Raw genomic sequence first — 19,895 nt, 5'->3', positions numbered from 1 at the left:
TGAACGTGCAAGTTACTTTATTTCTTACTTTTCGATAAGGCTAGCGGAATGGTTACGAGCGAAACTCCTGCTGCGATCCAAAACAAGCTGGTGTTTCGTTTTTTTTCGCTTCCGCTTTTACTGGGTATACTCGATCCGTATGATTTTCTGGAGGTCGGCCGTTCTATGTCCGCTGTTTCATTCGCTTTATGCAAATGCTGATTCTCTGGTAATTGAGTTGTTCTTTCTAAATCGCTTGTATCTTCTCCCATTCCTTTAAGAAAGGTCATCAGAAAAGTCATAGCTTGTTTGACTTCTTGGTCATTCAAGGAACGCAGCAATGCTAGGTAGCTTGGCTTTTCCGGCATTTTATCAGACTCTGCCACACGGGCAATCCCTGAATTGACCTTGAGGATAAGCGGTTCAAGCTGCTGAACATTAAGTGTTCCTAACGTGCCAAGTATGAGAAGCAGATTTTTTAGCGTATTTGCCGTTTCTGGGGTGTCTGCTGTCTTGACAAGAATGTTCAGCACTTTGTCCCCTTCTTTCAACAAGCTGTTAACCATTGATAAAATCCCACGATCCTGCATGCCCTTCATGACTTCAAACGTTTCTTTAATCACTTCTTTATTTTCCAAAAGGGTACGCTCGATATCCTCGAGTTCAATTCTTCTTCTTTCTTCATCGCTAATGGTGATTCGATTGATCACTTTTGTCGCTTTAGCCACGGTTCCTCTCCTCCTTTTTGATCTTCAAGAGGTCACCAGGGAATATATAATCTTCGCGGGCCCATTTTTTTTGTACTTGTACACCTATCTGCGGTTGTGGATTACCATTACGATGGTTGATACTCGGCAATGGATTGTCTCCTTTAACCCTGAGCACTTCCATTTTTGCTTGAACTTCCTTATAGGCAGGAGTATCAGTATCTTTATCTGAATGGCTGCTTGTCAATTGGTTGATTGCCCCGTCACCAGAATCGTTCATTGGCAGATAAACTTCTTTACCTTTTACACGATCCGTAATCAGGCATTGCACTTTTGCATTTCCATATGGTGAAGTAAGCCGAACAAGAGTGCCATCTTCAAGCCCTCTATCTTTTGCCAATTCCCGGGATACCTCAAGGAAGACTTTTGGCGTTTTGGAAGTGATGCCTTTTGATTTATAAGTCATGTTTCCTTCATGGAAATGTTCCAATAAACGGCCATTATTCACATGGATATCGAACTCATCCCCAAAGTCAATCGGTTTGGTCCATTCGACTGGAAATAACCTTGCTTTTCCATCAGGGAAAGGAAAAGCTTCCGTGAATAACAGTGGCGTATCTTTACCATCTGGCGTCACTGGCCATTGAAGACTGTTATAACCCTCCAAGCGTTCATAACTTACTCCTGCATATAATGGTGATAGTTTAGCGGCTTCTTCCATAATTTCACTTGGATGCTCATAATTCCAGCCGGCTCCTAACGAATTAGCGACATTCATTATGATTTGCCAATCAGGCTTTGAGTCGCCAAGCGGTTCAAAGACTTGATAAAGACGTTGAATACGGCGTTCCGTATTCGTGAAAGTACCTTCTTTTTCAAAGCTTGGGCTTGCGGGAAGGACGACATCCGCGAATTCAGCCGTTCTTGATAAGAAGATATCTTGTACCACAAAGAAGTCCAGTTTTTCAAATGCTTTATGGACATGATTGATATTCGAATCGACCAGACCCATATCTTCACCTTTTAAGTACATTGCTTTGATGGTACCAGCATGAATCCCTTCGACCATTTCATGATTATTAAGGCCAGGGTTTTCTGGTATTTTTGCACCCCAGATGTTTTCATATTTCAAACGGACCTTTTCGTCCGTTACTTTTTCATAACCTGGCAGGCGATCCGGCATACTGCCAAAGTCACTGGCACCTTGTACATTATTATGTCCGCGTAAAGGGTAAGTACCTGTTCCAGGTTTACCGTAGTTGCCTGTTATGAGCAATAAATTGGATATTGCAGTACTCGTATCGCTTCCTCCGCCATGCTGGGTAATGCCCATGGCCCAAAGTGATGCAACACTTCCCGCTTCATGAATGGCTTCTGCCAACGTAATTAAATCTTCTTTGGCTACACCTGTTACTTTTTCTGCATATTCCATTGTGTAAGGTTCCAAACTCTTGATATATTCTTCCATCCCATTTACACGATTTTTGATAAAGTCTGTATCTGTCCACCCTTTGTCGACGATATATTTTGTCACGGCCGACAGCCATATGATATCCGATCCCGGTGCAGGCTGGATGAAGAGGTCGGAACGTTCAGCCATTTCATGCTTTCTGATGTCCGCCACTATCAGCTTCTGTTTACCTAGTTTATGGGAACGTTTGATTCTTGTAGCCAACACGGGGTGTGATTCGGATGTATTGGAGCCTATGATCAATACAAGTTCGGACTTTTCGATATCCTTTATGCCCCCTGTATCTCCGCCATATCCAACCGTTCTGAATAGTCCTAAAGTAGCCGGTGTCTGACAATACCGGGAACAGTTATCCACATTATTGGTACCGATGATTCCCCTAGCCAGCTTTTGCATTAAATAGGACTCTTCATTGGTGCATTTGGAAGACGTTATGAAGGCCATCGAATCAGGACCGTGAGAATCTTTGATTTCAGTGAATTTACGGGAAATCAATTCAAGGGCTTCTTCCCATTCAGCTTCCCTGAACACATCCCCTTCCCTAATTAAAGGTTTTGTGAGTCTTTCTTCACTATTCACGAAATCCCATCCGAATTTCCCTTTTACACAAGTCGAAATTCCATTTGCAGGTGCCTCCACTTGCGGTTCGATCTTAAGGATTTTACGATCTTTGGTCCAAACATCAAAGCTGCATCCTACCCCACAGTATGTACAAACCGTTTTTGTCTTCTTGATCCTTGCATCCCTCATGGCGGATTCCATATCTGAAATCGCTAAAATCGAACCATAACCCGTTTCAACATTTTTCGTAATTTCTATCATTGGTCGAAGTGTTTGTTTGGCAATTCCGGTTAAAAATCCGGCTTCCCCTTCCATTCCTTTTTCCATCATTGCATTACACGGACATACAGTTGAACAGTGTCCACATGACACACATGAAGATTCATTGATCGGAACATTATCATCCCAAATGACACGCGGGCGTTTTGCTTCCCAATCAATGGTCAATGTTTCAGTCACCTGTACATCTTGACAAGCTTCAACACAACGGCCGCAAAGGATGCATTGGTCCGGATCATATCGATAGAATGGATTCGACCGATCCACTTCATATGGTTTTTGATCAAAAGGAACACTTTGATGATTTACCTTCATTTCCTTAACGGTATTGTGTATTTCACAACTGCCATTATTATAATCGCAAACCGTACAATAAAGCTCATGGTTATACAATATCCCGTCCATCGCCATGACCTGTGCTTCTTTTACATCAGATGCAACTGTATCAATTACATCACCATCCTTGATCTTGGTGGAGCAAGACCTTACAAGTTCTCCATTAACGCTCACTAAACATGTATCACATGTTTCGATAGGACCTAGGCTAGGATGGTAACAAACATTCGGGATTTCAATGGAGCTATCCGTCAGCATTTGTAATATTGTTTGATTACCTTCAAGACTGGTCTCAGCACCATTGATTTTTATATGCACTTTCTCTGGCAAACTAATCGCTCCCCTCTTAAAAAACGATAAAATTCATCATTTGGTATTTTCTACCCCCGCACATTTTTTCTCAAACTTGTGAAAGTAAATTAAGGAAGACTTCATTTGACCAAGTTCATATCATCAAATGAACAAAGTCGAAGTGAGACATAGTATTCGCTCACTTCGACCTTATTGTCATTGATTAAGAGTTTGCTTTCAACACAAACGAACTTAAAGGGGCAACGGTTATCTGACTCCCTTTAATCCTTTCTATTTCTTCCAGGCCAGCCCGCTGACCATCCACTAAAACGGACCAATAATCTTCGTGGGGAAGATTAATCGTTATCGCGTCCCAATTTGCATTATGAATCACTGCAATTGTTGAATCTTCTGTTTTTAAAGAGAATGCAACTACATTTGGCGGAGCATCAATGAATTGTAAATGCTCTTCAATTTCTTCGGGTGTACTTAACCTAAAAACAGAATGATTTTTCCTGAGCGAAATCAGCCCTTTCATATACTCCACTTCCCGATCGAAATCAGCTCTCCTTTTCCAATCCAATCGGTTAATCCAATCAGAAGATTGATAGCTATTTTCATCTCCATCCTTCGTGCGCATGAACTCTTGTCCAGCATGTATCATGGGAATTCCCTGTGACAGTAAGACAATTGCCGATGCTAATTTATGCATCTGTTTCCGTTTTTCTTCTGTCGCATCTGGATTAGTGATGAGCAACTTATCCCATAAAGTATAATTATCATGTGCTTCAACATAATTGATCACTTGATCTGGTCTTTGATATGTTGCGATATCATCATCATATTTCAAACCACCAGCAATGCCTTTTTTTATAATATCTTCCATTCCAGGTTTTCCATTCACGAATCCTTTATCATGTTCATTCATTACAAACCCTTTTAAACCATCACGGATCGCATCATTAAAGTGAGCGATTCCAGGCATTTTAAAAGCATTCTTTTGATTTGCTTTCAGCTCTTGGGCCAAGGGGGTATCCATATCCCAGCCTTCGCCCAAAACAATGAGGGTCGGATCAATTTCTGCCAGTGCCTTTTTCACTTCATTCATCGTCTCCACATCATGAATCCCCATTAAATCGAAACGGAAACCATCAAGTTTAAATTCATTCGCCCAATAGGTTACGGATTCAACGATGAATTTGCGCATCATTTTACGTTCAGACGCGGTGTCATTTCCTACACCAGTTCCATTAGATAAGGTGCCGTCAGCGTTATAGCGAAAAAAGTAAGTGGGAACGAGTTTATGGAAGTTTGAGTCCTCCACAGAATAAACGTGATTATAGACAACATCCATGATTACTCGTAAACCGTGGTCATGTAAAGCTTGAATCATTTCCTTTAACTCCCGGATCCTGACTTTTGGTTGATACGGATCAGTCGAATAAGAGCCCTCGGGAGCGTTATAATTCTGTGGATCATATCCCCAGTTATATTGTGGTTCATTCAATTTCATTTCATTGACTGTAGCAAAATCGAATATCGGGATAAACTGAACATGCGTAACACCTAGATCTTTAATATGATCAAGACCCGTTTTCGCTCCTTCTGGACCTTTGGTTCCGGCTTGAATTACTCCTAAGAATTTACCTTTATGATGGATTCCGCTTTCAGGATGAATCGACAAATCCCGAGTATGCAATTCATAAATGACTATGTCCTCAGCTTTTTCGAGAGGTGGTTTATCCCGTGTCCACCTTTTTGGGTTCGTATCTGTTAAATCTATCACGACTCCTTTAATACCATTAACAGTAACTGCACGAACATATGGATCGACGGCTTCACTCCAGATTTCTCCCACTCTCACTTTATATGTATAAATCAATCCATCCTGATCACCGTTCAACTCAATCGTCCAGGTACCTTTTTCCGAACGAACCATCGAACTCTCTATTCCATCTGAATCATCCCAATGTTTATAAGTAACTAGCTTAGCTTCAGATGCAAGTGGTGCCCATAACCGGAATGCCGTTTTATCTTTAAGATAGGAATTTCCTAAATCTTTGCCTTCATAGAAATATAGTTCATCCAATTCCGACGGGTTTACTGGATTAATATTCGCAATCGGCAGGGATTCCAACTGGTTTTCCGTTTCATTACCCGTAGGTTTTCGATTATTTTTATTTTCCTCTTCAAAATAAGAAAGTGAATCTTTAATAGGTCATTCCTCCATTGAAATCCCCATTTTAGAACAGGAATTATTAATTTTTATAATCATGAGCGAATCTTCCCATATGTTATGATTCCACATGCATTACCCATCAAAACATTCGATCGGTAAATTATGTCGAAAATTCAGAAATCTATATTTTGATTGAAAGCTGCAGGTCATTTAGCTGGAACTTACCTATCCTTTTATGAAAGCGAAGCCTAATAAGATAAAAAAATGCCTCCATAACAGTTTTACGGTCTTGGAGGCATTTCTAGTACTCTTTATGGTGTTTTAATAATTTTCACGGAGTCATCTTCAACAATTGCAGTGAAGTTCTTAACTTCAGGCTGCTCAAAGATAAAGTCAGTGATGCCGTCTTCGAGCTGTTCTTGTAGAACACGGCGGAGCGGTCTCGCCCCGAAAGTTGGGTGATATCCGAGTTCAATTAGCCTTTGTTTCGCTTCATTAGTTACATCTAAAGATAAACCATTTGCAGCAAGTGTTTCGTCAAGCTCGTGAATCATGATATCAACGATTTGTAGAAGATCTTCTTTCTTCAATGCCGAGAATTCAATGATGCTATCGAATCGGTTCAGGAATTCCGGTTTGAAGAAGCTGCCTAAAGATTGTAGGATTGATGCTTCTTCCACAGCTGAACTTGTACCGAATCCCATTACTTTTTGTTTCTCACCGACTCCAGCATTACTCGTCATGATGATCACGGTATCTTTAAAAGTAACGGTCCGGCCTTGACTGTCAGTTAAGCGGCCATCTTCCATGATTTGCAGGAACATATGCATTACATCCGGATGTGCCTTTTCGATTTCATCCAATAAAATGATACTGTATGGCTTGCGGCGAACTTTTTCCGTCAATTGTCCAGCTTCCTCATGTCCTACATAACCAGGAGGAGAACCGATTAATTTAGAAACACTGTGTTTCTCCATGAATTCACTCATGTCAAGACGAATCATCGCTTCCTTGTCCCCGAATAATTCCTCAGCAAGAGTTTTTGCCAATTCGGTTTTACCGACTCCTGTCGGACCAATGAAAAGGAAAGAACCGGTAGGACGGTTTTTTGATTTTAACCCGGCACGACTTCTTCGAACAGCCTTGGAAACCTTTTTGACAGCCTCTTCCTGCCCGATTACTTTTTTCATCAGCTCCGCTTGGAGATGAACCATTCTTTCTTGCTCATCTTCTTGGAGCTTACCTACAGGTATACCAGTCTTTTGTTCGATGATATTTTGAATGTCTTCAACGGTAACGGTGGGCTTAATTGCATCTTCCCCAGCCTGCAATGACTTCTCCAGTTTTTCTTCTTCATCACGAAGAACGGCAGCTTTTTCATATGCTTCTTCTTTTAAAGCCATTTCTTTTTCTTTATAGATTTGAGCCAGACGCTCTTTCATGTTTTCTACTTGGCCGTCTTCGATGGTCAAGTTCAATTTGGAACCAGCTTCATCCATTAAGTCTATTGCCTTATCAGGAAGGAATCGGTCTTGAATGTAGCGGTTCGAAAGATCAACAGCCGCTTTAAGTGCTTCCTCACTATATGTCACACCATGATAAGATTCGTAACTATCCTTTAATCCACGTAAGATGACAAGTGCCTCAGCCGTTGTCGGCTCATTAACGTGTACAGGCTGGAAGCGCCTTTCAAGGGCACCATCTTTTTCAATTTTCCTATATTCTGATAAAGTGGTTGCTCCGACAAGCTGAAGTTCGCCGCGTGCAAGTGCAGGCTTCAAGATATTTCCTGCATCCATTGATCCTTCGGCCGAACCCGCTCCCACAAGTTGATGAATTTCATCGATGAATAATATGACATTTTTTCTTTCCTGTAATTCGCTGATCAATTGCTTCATTCGTTCTTCGAATTGCCCTCTAATTCCAGTATTCGACACAAGGGACGCTACATCAAGCATATATACAAGCTTATTACGTAATTTAACTGGCACTGAACCTTCAACAATCGCTAAAGCAAGACCTTCAGCAATGGCTGTTTTACCGACACCAGGTTCACCGATTAAAACTGGATTATTTTTATTGCGCCTATTTAAAACTTCAATGACGCGTTTAATTTCTTCATTTCGTCCGATAACCGGATCAATAAGTCCTGCTTTAGCAGCATCGGTCAAATTGCGGCCATACTCCTCAAGCAATCCTCCGTCCTCGCCATGTTCAGCTGAATCCGGTTTTGGTACACCATTATAATTAAATGGATTGAATGAATTTGGAGATCCGTTAAATTGGAATTTCCCTATATCCATTCCGCCCATAGCTGCTCCAAGTTTGTTCCGCTCTTCTTTATAACAAGTGGAGCACAGTTTCACATCATGCTCCTGACCATTCATATTTAGGTGAACTTGAATATTCGCTTGGTTTACATGGCATTTTTCACAAAGCATGTAGTACTCCTCCTTTAAAAAATGAATTTATAAAACTTTGACCTTCTTTGACTTTCTGACTTTATTATACATTGACCTTCTTTGACTTTCAATAATTTTGTCTGGGAATTTTTTTGCATAAAAAAAATTACCTTGAATTGGTTTGCTAAGCATATTAAACTATCCATTTCCAGTCAAATAAAAAGATTCTATGTATGCCTCTTAGTATATCCAGTTAGTATGAATTACCCACTTCAGGACTCACCATAACCTTAAACTATTACAAAACGCCAATACTCTTGCCCATATGCCTCATCCACTCTTATTTTTTTAACGAAAAAAGACTTTATTAAGTCTCTTTAAGGTTTGTACAATTTTTAAAGTTGGATTTCGACTCCAGGTACTCGCTTTCCGCGGGCGGTCGGGGAGCCTCCTCGGCGTCTTCGCGCCTGTGGGGTCTCCCCTTGACGCGCTTTTCCCGCAGGAGTCTCGCACCTTCCGTTTCCAACCAACTTTATTAAAATTTAGTTAAAACCTCATTTGTCTAATAACTGATGGGGCTGACGGATGTCAGTCCTATTTGACTGTAGACAAACTCGAGGAAAAATTGTCTACATTCTTTTTAGGATTTATATAAGTTGATTATTTCCACTCCAGGCACCCACTTTCCGCGGGCGGACCGCCCTCGGCCCCTTTCGCGCAGGAGTCTCTTACACCCGCTCCAATCAACTTTGTTTTAACTAAGATAGAACACTTTTGCCAACAGTCTTTTTTGTTTTAAGTAGTATTGATACTTGTGGTGATATCGATACTTTCTTAAAAGTCCCCTCGTTGTCCAACCCATGCCATGCTTTCCTTTCCGCTATAGCTGCTTCAATTCCAATAAAAAATCAAAAAGGTTTCGGAATGAAACCTTCCGAAACCTTTTTGTCTACAAATTGAAAGAGACTTCATTAAGTCTCTTAGCTTTTTTATATTAAGATTGATTTTCTTCTATTAGTAGATTTAGGAAAAATGACCATATAAAGCATAAAAACAAGTCGAATGATGTGTTTAGCTTAAAACTTACTTTTCCTCATAGAAAAAACAATAGTATGAAAACCACTGTCCAATTTATCGATAAAAGAAGATTAGAATGCTCTCATCCCGAACCATGATTTAAAAGAAAATTTAATATCCTTCATGTTTTTTTAACTGATTATACGATTGGATCCCGCTCTAAAATGAAGAAATTTGCGACGAAATCTGGCTAGCCGAGACCCCACGGCCGCTTGCTTTGATGAGGCTTGGCAGACGGTCGGCTAAAGGGAGCGAATTTCTGGAATCAACTAACTGCAGGCAAACTGGCTCTTCTCCAATTTGTCTACAGTCTGAACAGCGATAAAAAAACACTGTTAAAATTCTTTTGAGAAAAATGGAAGAAATAATTTCACCCCGCGTTTATTAAAAGGTAAACATTTCAAATCTGCAATTAAATGACTTATGTATCCTAATGAACAAGTGGCGAAAATTCCGTCAATCCCCATAAAGGCTTCGAATTGAAAGGCAATGATACCAAAGAAAGCGATACCGGCAATCGAATGGGTATAACTTCTATGTGGTGTAAAGGATGCTAGGATAATATAGACGCCTAACAGCCACAACCAGCTTTCCTGCAAAGATAAACCGCCGCCTAAAACCGCTAATCCAGACAGGGTCAGCATATGCCTTTGTCTAATGAATGATGAAATAATGATGATGCCGATTCCTGCCCCTACACCGATCCACTTTTCCGTATCTGAGCCTTCCAAAAGACTATAAATGATCATTAATATCCCAATCGTTTGTGCTATCGTTCGGATAAACTTATGGGAAAAGGTAATTCTATTACTTAACTTTCCATCAATATCCATATCGGGCATAAGGCCTGAAACGCCCCCAATGCCAACCAAGAATAAAGTGGTGGTCGGATCTGTTTGAAGTGTGTTTGCCGTCAAGAATCCAACTGTAGCCCCTAAAGCCATGTGTGCTGTACCGTTCACTGTCTCTCTCCTGTCCCTCTAAGAAGTAATTTGTTCCCAAGAAACGAATGTTTGTTCGAATCTCTACATTCTAACTATACAATATTTTGGGGGAAATTTCTTTAATTCTTGTAAAAAAGCCAGGATAACCAATAATTAGAGCAAAAAAATACCCTTGGTTATACATTAAAAACAATTCTTCTAAATGTCTATAATTGCTTTGTTTAGGTAATTTCCATCACTCTAAATCCGCAAAATATTTTTCTCTAAATTGAGGTTTTTCATGAAATTTTATCCATCATATGAATATACTAATCTATAAGGGGAGTGATTCAGATAGCTTTTTTAAATGCCTTCAATAATTTTAAAAAAGGGAAAAAGTCTAAGAAAATAAAGAACATGGATTTTCGGGAACAGCATGTAAATAAATCGTCTGAGCTCATTGGGAACAATGAAATTGTCCAAAATATAATTAACAATCACCTTTCCAAAAAAAATAACCACTTGTAGGGGTGGTTTTTTTAATTATTATGGGAAATGGTTTCATTCTTTTCCAACTTCTCGCTCGCTTCGTAAATATAGTTATATTGTAAATAGTAATCGTAAAGGACGTTTTGCAGGATTTTAAGCAACGATTTATCGAATGTATCGAATTCAGTTTGATAACTATTTAAGACAGTGACGAATTTCCCGTCCATGTTTTCGAAATAAAAGAGAAGGAAATTCTTGTAATATTCACTATCGCTGTTACTTTTATTCGTAATGCACGGATCACCGGTTTGAATGGACTTATCAAGCATCGCTTTGATGGATTTAGGAAGCTTTGCTTTTTTGAACTGGTTCAGGGTATAGATATCATAGGTAAAGGAAAGTCCTAATTGATCGGAATAAAAATCCACGGCACAGTCCAATGTATAGATTAATGGTGTTTTAAAGTCCTTGCTGTTGGCAATTTCCTCTGATATCTCCAATTGAAATTCCTCGGATGTTAAATACGCAGCAAATTTCATTTTTGAACTGCTCATGCTGAATACTTCATAAACGGCTGCATCTTGTTTTTCAATTTCAATTTCGATATTAAAAAATTTAAAGTGTTTTAAACGGTAAAAAGCAATCGGTGCTAATAGGAAAAGCAATATCCAAACTAGGTAAAGAAATAACGTGTTAAAGATGATTTGATAAAATTCAGACGTTACGATCGGTTCGATGATTAACGATATCAATGTATGTTCAAAGCCCTGAGAAACAGGGGGTGCAGGTACAACGGTTTCCTCTGGCTTTTTCAAAGTTTGGATACCTAAATGAGCCATCGCAACTAGCGTATAAACAAAAATTAAAATTGTTCCAATCACATAAAATTTTGGCATGAATCCAATAATCCTGTCGAAAACAGAAATCCGTTTATCTTTCTGCTCCTCTATAGCCAATGTGGTTGCTCCTTTTAAGATTATTAATATCAGGAAAAGTCTACAGGGACTTAGAACTTCCTGGAGACTGCCTATTAAATTTATATGTTTGCCATTATGTTAAAATACGTAAAATTCGTTTAATCATTGACATATTCCAAATTACTTTCGACGTTTTCAATAAAATTAATAATATTTCGTCGTTAAAAATGCCCAACCTCTTCATTGAAAATGAAAGGATGAGCAAATGTTTAGGGTTTTATTTAGGACGGCCCTTTATCGCAAATTCTTCGACCTTCCTTAAAAACAACTCCATGGCTTTTGATGCTTCGAAGTCCAACTTTTTCACGATCGAAAAAGGTCTTATAATGGGCTCATTTTTCAAATGAAAGGTTTTCAATTCATTGGACTTCAATTCTTTTTGTACAGTCAATCGGGATAAAAGGGCAATGCCAAGCCCAGCCATCACCGCTTCTTTCACTCCTTGGATACTGGTGAAAATAAAGGTTTTCTTTATGTTTAACTCCAGATTGCTGAGAAGTTTATCGGAATATGTACGGGTTCCCGATCCTTGCTCCCTTAGTACCCATGTTTGGTTTTGGAGCAAGGCGCCCTCGATGAGATCCATCTGTGAAAGTGGATGATCCGGGGGGACGACAACTATCATCTCGTCATTCATGAATGGTCTGACATCTATATCTTTATATTCCGTTACACCTTCAATCAAGCCGATATCAAGCTTATTCGAACGTATTCCTTGAATGACATCATTTGAATTCGAGATGATGATTTGTATGTCCACCATCGGATATTGAGCCGCAAATTCTGCTAATACTTTTGGAAGGTAATATTCCCCTATCGTGAAGCTTGCACCTATTTTCATCGTTCCGCTAACCACGTTATTAAATTCATTTATTTCTCTTTTTGCTGTCTCATAATGATTAAGCATTTGCTTTGCATGTCTATACAAAATTTTTCCCGGCTCTGTTATTTGAACTTGTTTGGGAGAACGATAAATTAATTTCGTTCCTAACTCATTTTCCAGATTCCTTATGTGAAGACTGACTCCTGGCTGCGACAGGTTCAGAATGTCCCCTGCCCTTGAAAAGTTCTTCTGTTCGATTACGGTTACGAATACTTTTAATGGATCCATGGTTACCTCCCTATTTACCTATGCGTTTCATTTTATCATAAGTAGAAGTAATCATTGAAATAGCAAAAATATATTTCACTTATTTTTAATTAAGCTTTAAAGTTAAGGCATCAACATAGATGGAGTGATCACACTGGAACAAACAAACGTTGAAACTAAAAAACTTGGATTTACAAAAGGAATAGCATTGACTTTGCTAATTGCCATTGCAGCAAAATACTTAGCAGAGCTTCCATTCCTTCATATAATGGGACAGTTAGTCATTGCGATACTGATTGGTGTTGTTTGGAAATCGCTAATTGGCGTCCCAGCCTACGCCGTTGCAGGGACAAATTATTCAAGTAAAGTCCTTTTGAGAGTGGGCATTATCTTATTGGGCATGCGCTTGAACCTAAAGGATATTTTTAATGCCGGTCCGAAAACATTTGCAGTTGGTGCCATTAGTCTTGCATTTGCTATATTAGTAGTTTATGGAATGACCCGCATATTTAAAGTCGAGAAAAAGCTAGGCATATTGACAGCTTGCGGAACGGGTATTTGCGGAGCTGCTGCCATCCTGGCAATTTCCTCCCAAATAAAAGCAAAGGAAAAAGATACAGCAATAGCTGTAGCGACGGTTGCTGTTTTAGGCACAACCTTCACTTTCGGATATACGGTCCTATATCCATTATTGGAGTTATCCGATCAAGGATATGGTGTTTTTTCGGGTGCGACACTCCATGAAATTGCTCATGTCATCGCAGCAGCAGCACCAGGGGGAAATGAGGCAGTCGACTTGGCAGTGGTGGTCAAATTGACAAGGGTGGCCCTGCTCATTCCCGTTGCCATTTTAATTGGGTTCATCATGAATTGGAAAGACCGATCAACAGTTACCGGAAAGAAATTTTCCTGGAAGTCCATTCAGATACCGTGGTTCATTTTTGGATTTTTATTAATGAGTGCCATTTACTCTACCGGTGCAGTTCCTGAACCTTTAGCTGATAAACTTGTTATGCTTTCCTATATCCTCATGGCTATGGCCATGGCAGGACTAGGATTGAATATTGACCTTGTAACTTTTAGAAAATATGGCGGTAAACCTTTTGTAGCTGGACTGATCGGCTCTATCTTATTGACATGTCTCGGGTATGTATTGGTGCAGGCTTTCCATTTAAATTAACTTTTCAAAAAAACAAGCATCCCTTAATCGGCATGCTTGTTTTTTTCTATAGGATGCGGAACATTGGCACCATAAAAAATTTCATCCATCTCCGTTTGAAGCCTTTCTATAATTTCTTGCCTTTCCTCTTCATTCAGCTTTTCCTCTGTATAACCGAATAAGTAATTATTAATATCGAACCTTTTCAGCTTACATTTTGTATGGAATATATTTTCCTGATATACATTCACATCAATCATGTCATATAAACCCTTTATTTCATCAGGAATATAGTTTTGAATGGAATTAATATCATGGTCAATGAACAACTTTCGCCCATCTTTATCTCTCGTAAAGCCTCTCACTCGGTAATCGATCGTGATAATGTCGGTATCGAAGGAATGAATGAGATAATTAAGGGCTTTAAGTGGTGATATTTCTCCACAAGTAGAGACATCGATATCGGCCCTGAATGTGCTAATGCCTTCATTTGGATGGTATTCAGGGTATGTATGTACGGTAATATGGCTTTTATCCAGTTGCATGACCACATTATCAGGTAAAGGCCCTGGTGACTCCTCATAAGTCCCCATAGGTACTTCGACGACAGGACCTTCTGAAACAAGAATGGTTACACTGGCGCCTTGAGGGACATAATCCTGTTTGGCCGTATTTAAAACATGTGCCCCTATTAAATCAGAAACGTTGTGCAAGATCTTCGAAAGCCGCTCTGCATTATATTGTTCATCGATATAATCCAGGTAGGCCTCCCTCTCTTCCCTGGTTTTTGTGTAACAAATATCATACATATTAAAACTTAAAGATTTCGTAAGATTATTAAAGCCATGAAGTTCAATACGCTGCTCTGGTGTAAGTTTCATGATTGATTCCCCTTATATTTTTTTAGGACTATCCTTATAGTTACCCTTTTTCTGAAATAAAAAACTAAGTCTGCGAGCCTAAGCTTCTGCCTCCTAATCGGTAAGCCAAGAAAAAGCCATTGCATTAACATGCAACGGCTTTTTTATTATCCGAATTGTTCTATGCAGTATGAATTTTTTTCTTTTTTATCGGTGTAAGAATTCGTTCCAGCCATCCGAGTACAAGATCTGAGAGAATGGCCATCAATGCCGTCGGAATTGCTCCTGCAAGTATGATTGCCGTTCCATTTGAAGCATTCGTTCCCCTGACAATGATATCCCCCAGTCCGCCTGCCCCTACGAATGTACCGACTGCAGTTACTCCAATTGCAACGACAAGCGCTGTACGTAAGCCAGCCATGATGACAGACAAAGATAATGGCAGTTCGACCATTCTTAGTAACTGCAGCTTCGTCATCCCCATTGCCTTTCCAGATTCTAAATAAGCATGATCTATACTTGTAATACCGACATAAGTGTTCCTCAGGATCGGCAGTAAGGAATATAAAAACAATGATAAGATTACTGTATTTGTTCCTAACCCCATTACTAGCATCAAGAGTGCGAGCATAGCCAATGCTGGTGTGGTTTGTATGACATTCGTTATCGAAAATACCCAATTACTCAATTTCTTATGTTTTGCGATGAAAATGCCTATCGGGATGGCTACAATTGCTGCAAATAAAACCCCATAAGCTGACATTAAAAAATGGCGATAAAATTCAGTAAGTACATACATCCAATTCTGTGAATAATAAGTTCCCAGCTGTTGCAAGATTTCCATTAGTTTGCACCTCCCATTTATTCAAAATATTCATGTGCTTTAAGGAATTCTGAAGCTACCACCGATGGCTCCTTTAAGTTCCCATCAACTTCATAGTTCAGTTCCTGCATGGTTTCAGTAGTGATTTCGCCAATTAACTTGTTAAGTTCATCTTCAATTTCAGGATATCGTTCCAATAATTCTTCGGTAACGACCGGTGAACAGTCATATGGTGGGAAATATTGTTTATCGTCTTCTAAAAGCTTCAAATCATTAACCTTAATCCGTCCATCTGATGAGTATGCAAGAACAATATCCATCTGTCCATTTTTGACTGCATCGTATACCAGGCCAATCTGCATCGGATAAGTTTCTCCAAATTCCAATCCATATGTATCGACGAACCCTCTATAACCATCCCCTTTTCTTTTCAGCCAAGCACTATCTACACCTAACCTTAAATTATCTGCATCCTTTTCCAGGTCAGATATTTTCTGATACCCTTTTTCCTTAGCCAATTCATTTGAAATCGTAAAGGCATAAGTGTTATCGAACCCATAAGAATCAAAAAATTTGAACCCGTATTGTTCTTTGAATTCCCTTTGAACAATTTCCATCGCCTTTACCGGATCCTTTTCGATTTCCTGTCCTAGGACACTCGTTAAATCCGTCCCTGTATATCGAGTTGCGGCTATGTCTATATCACCGGTCTCCATCGCTTTTTGCTGAACGAAATTGGAACCTAGATTTTTGATGATTTTCGTATCAAGTTCCGTATTCCTTTCAAGGAGTTGAGCAATCATGTTCGCAAGGATTTCGGATTCGGTCATGCTTTGGGCACCGATCTTTACAGTAGATTCAGAAGATGACCCTAAACCAGGCAAAGAACAGCCGGTGATCATTAATGAACAAACTAAAAGGGCCATTAAAATTGTACGTCTCATTTTTTTATACATGGTAATCCTCCTCAAGCAACTTCCTTCATACCTTTCAATCCTTTTGGAACGACTTTTCGTTCAATGATCGAGAATACATAATCCACAAGGATCGCCATGATGATTACCGGAACTGCACCTGCGATGATATATTCTGTTTGGTATAAATTCAAGCCGATAAAAATGTAATCTCCAAGTCCTCCGCCTCCAATAAAGGAAGCCAAGGTGGCCCACCCGATTAAATAGACGGAAGCCGTACGGATACCAGCCATAATGACTGAAAGTGCCAGTGGGAATTCTACCAGACGAATCCTCTCCCAGCTTGTCATCCCGATGCCGCGGCCGGATTCCAGCAGGTTTTCATTGACGCCTTTAATGCCTGTGTATGTATTCCTGAGTATGGGTAAAACAGAGTAGAAAAATAACGCAATGATTGCAGGTGTTTTCCCAACGCCGAGGAAAGGAATGAAAAAGGCCAGGACTGCAAGGCTCGGCAGTGTCTGCATTATGTTTGCAATTCCGATTATAATCGAAGCGCTCCTTTTCATTCGGGTCAACATAATTCCTAGTGGCACGGCAACTATTATTCCAAGGAAAACAGCGATCATGGATATATATAAGTGCTCCCAAGCCTTATAAATCAATTCTTGCCAGTTCGTTTGTAAAAAATTGAGCAAAGCTTCCATCTGATACACCTCCTAAAACATTTCTGCCATTTCTGCCATTTGATTTTCTTCCTCTCCCCAGATGCTGTCATATACGATGTCGACCAATGTTGCCCTAGTGACAATTCCGACCAAATGTTTATTCTGGTCAACCACCGGCACATATTTGAACCCTCGCTTCAAAATCTTTTGAACGGAATCACGGATTAAAGTATCCTGTTTCACAGAATAGACTTCAGTATTGATGACTTCACTGATAAATTTAGCTTTTTTACGATATTCACTGATTGTTTCAACATCTACAAACCCTTTCAAAACATTTTGCTCATCAACCACAAGTAAAGAATCGACCCTTTTCTCCCGCATTATCGTAATAGCATCGGTAAGGGATTTTTCTTCTGTAATGGATATTGGATTTCGACTCATGATTTGTTCGACCAACTCAACATTTGGTCTTGTTTGGAGCAATCGATCTTTGCCGATGAATTCTTCCACGAACTCATTGGCTGGGTTTCTGAGGATTTCATCCGGTGTTCCCACTTGGACGATTTCACCAGCCTTTAAGATGACGATCCGGTCGGCTAGCTTAATGGCCTCATCCATATCATGGGTAACAAAAACGATTGTTTTATCAAGTGTGCGCTGCAGATTTTTAAATTCCTCCTGCAGGGCATCGCGGGTGATTGGATCTAGTGCACCAAAAGGTTCATCCATTAAAATGAGTGGAGGGTTGGAAGCAAGTGCTCTGAGAACGCCTATCCTTTGCTGCTGCCCGCCGCTTAATTCGTAAGGATACCTTTCCAGGTATTCGGGTCCCATATCGACAAGCTTTAGCAATTCCAGTGCGCGTTCCTTTTTCTTCTGTTCATTCCATTTAAGAAGTTTTGGCACGAGGGTGATATTTTCTAGAATCGTCATGTGAGGGAAAAGTCCGATTTGCTGGATAACGTACCCAATCTGTCTTCTTAGTTCGACTGGATCTTTATCCATAATATTTTCACCATTAATAAGTATTTTGCCTTCAGATGGTTCGATAAGGCGGTTAATCATTTTCATTGTCGTTGTCTTACCACATCCACTCGGACCAATGAAGCAAATGAACTCCCCTTTTTTAATATCCAAAGATATATTCTTTACAGCTTTCTTTCCTCCCTTATAGATTTTCGATACATTTTCGATTTTTAACATAACAAGCACCTCCATCATTCGCATACAATTACAAATTTTACAAATATATTATTTTTTCCACATGCACAGTCTCTTGTACCCATTAGATAAGCTGTTTAAACCTTTTTATTTAAAAAACTAGTCATATGTAATTATATTGAAAAAATGTCAAAAAAAAACTACCTCATTTTAATTGAGGCAGTTGATTGATTTAAAGTATTAATATTGAATTAAAACCCGATATTTTTAGCAATCAAAATTTTTACCGTTTCATCTGTCCCTGTAAAGAATTTTGACAAAGGAATGTCCCGGTGACGCCGGGTAATTTTATCGTCTTCCATATATCCGTATCCATCATGTAACTGCATGCACTTTTCAGATATTCGCTTGGACATCTCTGTTATCCAATATTTAGCCATCGATACTTCAGTTATGATATTCTCCCCAGTCATATGTTTACAGATCAACCCATCAACAAACGTCCTTCCCAGTTGAATATCGGTCGCTATTTCAGCAATGGTAAACTGTGCATTTTTAAATTTACTTATTTTCTTATTAAATGCTTTTTGTCCTTTTATAAAATTCATCGTTAAGTGAAGCATGTCTTTCGCTGCGATTAAGGACCCAATCGCACACATTAGTTTTTCCTGTTGCAGTTTTTGCATGATATATGAAAGACCCTTCCCCTCCTCACCAAGGAGGTTGCCAACAGGTACTAAAGCATCATCGAAAAATAGCTCGGCTGAGTCTGAATTTCCCAGTCCTGCATTACCAAGCTTTCTTCCTCGTGAAAACCCTGGTGTATCTTTATCAATGAGCAGCAAACTGATACCATCCTGGGAAGAAACAGCATTAAGATCAGTTTTGCATGCTACTATCATGAAGTCAGCTGTAAAGCCATTTATGACAAACGTTTTAGCTCCGTTGACAATATAATATCCATCTTTCTTAATGGCAGTGGTTTGAATATCCGCTATTTCCGAACCCATTCCCGGCTCTGTGAATGCAAAGGCGGAAATCATTTCTCCTGTAATGAACTTTGGTAAATACCTTTGTTTTTGATCTATTGTTCCGAATGTAGCTATATAAGGGGCTACAACATCCGAATGAATGGATATTCCCCCTAAAACTGATCCAACCATTTCCAATTCTTCTGCCAGCACAACTGAATATCCAAAATCTGCTCCTAACCCACCGAATTCCACATCAAGCCATGGACATAAAAATCCATTATCTCCAATCTTTTTCCAAAACGAGCAAGGTATCCCCCCCTCATTTTCCCATTGATCATAAAAGGGGACAGCCTCCTTGGCGAGAAATTCACGAATTGATTGTTTAAATAATAAGTGTTCTTCCCTTAGAAAGGAACGGGAATCATCTTTATTGATTGCCATCGTGCTAACCATGGGTTAACCTCCATTCGCTAATGGTTTTATTAAATACATCAATGTGAAAATAACTTATAATCACTCCCATGAAAATATGTTAAACGCCTCGCTGTAAACGATTACAATAACAAATCATC

12 protein-coding genes and 2 pseudogenes are annotated in these 19,895 nt (G+C 39.5%); 1 reads left to right on the top strand and 13 read right to left on the bottom strand.

Annotated features, from left to right (window positions below; all coding sequences use genetic code 11):
- Positions 1–185: 185 nt before the first annotated feature.
- The 7 genes and pseudogenes from ACIQZD_RS19280 to ACIQZD_RS19250 form a co-directional block, all read right to left on the bottom strand.
- Positions 186–707, bottom strand: a pseudogene (locus ACIQZD_RS19280) (helical membrane plugin domain-containing protein); the annotation flags it as partial.
- Positions 700–3,663 carry a formate dehydrogenase subunit alpha gene (gene fdhF, locus ACIQZD_RS19275; protein ID WP_402905481.1) on the bottom strand — a complete coding sequence of 988 codons (2,964 nt, stop codon included), beginning with the start codon at positions 3,661–3,663 and terminating at the stop codon, positions 700–702. The gene fdhF and the pseudogene ACIQZD_RS19280, both read right to left, overlap by 8 nt.
- A gap of 184 nt (positions 3,664–3,847) precedes the next feature.
- Positions 3,848–5,728 (bottom strand): annotated as a pseudogene (gene pulA, locus ACIQZD_RS19270) (type I pullulanase); the annotation flags it as partial.
- A gap of 386 nt (positions 5,729–6,114) precedes the next feature.
- A complete protein-coding gene (locus ACIQZD_RS19265; protein ID WP_402905479.1) occupies positions 6,115–8,244 on the bottom strand; it encodes an ATP-dependent Clp protease ATP-binding subunit in 2,130 nt (709 codons plus the stop codon).
- Positions 8,245–9,617: 1,373 nt separating this feature from the next.
- Positions 9,618–10,244: a metal-dependent hydrolase gene (locus ACIQZD_RS19260; protein ID WP_402905477.1), complete on the bottom strand. Its 627-nt coding sequence runs from the start codon at positions 10,242–10,244 to the stop codon at positions 9,618–9,620.
- A 500-nt stretch (positions 10,245–10,744) separates the two neighbouring features.
- Entirely contained in the window at positions 10,745–11,650 is a 906-nt protein-coding gene (locus tag ACIQZD_RS19255) for a hypothetical protein (protein WP_402905475.1), read from the bottom strand.
- Between the two features lie 238 nt (positions 11,651–11,888).
- The gene (locus ACIQZD_RS19250; protein ID WP_402905473.1) at positions 11,889–12,782 is read right to left on the bottom strand and encodes a selenium metabolism-associated LysR family transcriptional regulator; all 894 of its coding nucleotides are present in this window, start codon (positions 12,780–12,782) and stop codon (positions 11,889–11,891) included.
- Between the two features lie 133 nt (positions 12,783–12,915).
- Between ACIQZD_RS19250 and ACIQZD_RS19245 the strand changes: the two genes are divergently transcribed.
- Positions 12,916–13,941, top strand: coding sequence for a YeiH family protein (locus ACIQZD_RS19245; RefSeq protein ID WP_402905640.1), 1,026 nt, complete (start codon positions 12,916–12,918; stop codon positions 13,939–13,941).
- A 23-nt stretch (positions 13,942–13,964) separates the two neighbouring features.
- Here the strand turns inward: ACIQZD_RS19245 and speD are convergent, their stop codons facing one another.
- The 6 genes from speD to ACIQZD_RS19215 all read right to left on the bottom strand — a co-directional run bounded on the left by speD (position 13,965) and on the right by ACIQZD_RS19215 (position 19,776).
- Complete coding sequence (speD, locus tag ACIQZD_RS19240) at positions 13,965–14,801, bottom strand: adenosylmethionine decarboxylase (RefSeq protein ID WP_402905471.1); 837 nt, start codon at positions 14,799–14,801, stop codon at positions 13,965–13,967.
- Between the two features lie 160 nt (positions 14,802–14,961).
- Positions 14,962–15,624 (bottom strand): ABC transporter permease, encoded by a 663-nt coding sequence (locus ACIQZD_RS19235; protein WP_402905469.1) that lies wholly within the window; start codon positions 15,622–15,624, stop codon positions 14,962–14,964.
- 17 nt (positions 15,625–15,641) lie between these two features.
- Entirely contained in the window at positions 15,642–16,559 is a 918-nt protein-coding gene (locus tag ACIQZD_RS19230) for an osmoprotectant ABC transporter substrate-binding protein (RefSeq protein WP_402905466.1), read from the bottom strand.
- 11 nt (positions 16,560–16,570) lie between these two features.
- A complete protein-coding gene (locus ACIQZD_RS19225) occupies positions 16,571–17,224 on the bottom strand; it encodes an ABC transporter permease (protein WP_133346510.1) in 654 nt (217 codons plus the stop codon).
- A gap of 12 nt (positions 17,225–17,236) precedes the next feature.
- On the bottom strand, positions 17,237–18,391 hold the full coding sequence (locus tag ACIQZD_RS19220) for a betaine/proline/choline family ABC transporter ATP-binding protein (RefSeq protein WP_402905463.1): 1,155 nt from the start codon (positions 18,389–18,391) through the stop codon (positions 17,237–17,239).
- Between the two features lie 209 nt (positions 18,392–18,600).
- A complete protein-coding gene (locus ACIQZD_RS19215; RefSeq protein ID WP_402905461.1) occupies positions 18,601–19,776 on the bottom strand; it encodes an acyl-CoA dehydrogenase family protein in 1,176 nt (391 codons plus the stop codon).
- Positions 19,777–19,895 lie beyond the last annotated feature (119 nt).

The organism is Peribacillus sp. NPDC096447 (assembly GCF_044762725.1).
GTDB lineage: Bacteria > Bacillota > Bacilli > Bacillales > DSM-1321 > Peribacillus.
The sequence above is the reverse complement of the archived record's forward strand: the minus strand, read 5'-3'. Positions and strand labels throughout refer to the sequence as shown.

Coding starts and splice junctions, on each gene's coding strand:
- ACIQZD_RS19265 (WP_402905479.1), bottom strand. CDS start 8,244: ATGCTTTGTGAAAAATGCCATGTAAACCAAGCGAATATTCAAGTTCAC.
- ACIQZD_RS19250 (WP_402905473.1), bottom strand. CDS start 12,782: ATGGATCCATTAAAAGTATTCGTAACCGTAATCGAACAGAAGAACTTT.
- speD (WP_402905471.1), bottom strand. CDS start 14,801: ATGAAACTTACACCAGAGCAGCGTATTGAACTTCATGGCTTTAATAAT.
- ACIQZD_RS19235 (WP_402905469.1), bottom strand. CDS start 15,624: ATGGAAATCTTGCAACAGCTGGGAACTTATTATTCACAGAATTGGATG.
- ACIQZD_RS19230 (WP_402905466.1), bottom strand. CDS start 16,559: ATGTATAAAAAAATGAGACGTACAATTTTAATGGCCCTTTTAGTTTGT.
- ACIQZD_RS19225 (WP_133346510.1), bottom strand. CDS start 17,224: ATGGAAGCTTTGCTCAATTTTTTACAAACGAACTGGCAAGAATTGATT.
- ACIQZD_RS19220 (WP_402905463.1), bottom strand. CDS start 18,391: ATGTTAAAAATCGAAAATGTATCGAAAATCTATAAGGGAGGAAAGAAA.
- ACIQZD_RS19215 (WP_402905461.1), bottom strand. CDS start 19,776: ATGGTTAGCACGATGGCAATCAATAAAGATGATTCCCGTTCCTTTCTA.